The following is a 242-nucleotide window of genomic DNA, read 5'->3' as shown; positions in this document are numbered from 1 at the left end:
CATAACAGAAAAAAAAACTTAGTCCCCGTTTTAGAGAAGTCACAAAAATTTCAGCACAGACAACAACAGATTCCGGTTTTAAAAGTAAATTCTAAAAAGATAAAGATTAAGGTTACGGCAGATATTTGCAGCTGGCATAGAAGCAGAAGATACCGCTTCATTATTCCTGCAAATAAACTACTTAGGAAAAAGAAAAATAACCATAGCCCTCCATCCCCAATCCGCTCTCATGCTTTCTGGGG

The 242-nt window shown here is 37.2% G+C and carries 1 protein-coding gene; it reads left to right on the top strand.

The annotated features are described in order from the left end of the window. The coding region (locus tag ACWA1B_RS23445; protein WP_456911092.1) for a hypothetical protein at positions 1–242 on the top strand (242 nt) is incomplete at both ends.

The organism is Flavobacterium xizangense (assembly GCF_054075145.1).
The sequence above is the reverse complement of the archived record's forward strand: the minus strand, read 5'-3'. Positions and strand labels throughout refer to the sequence as shown.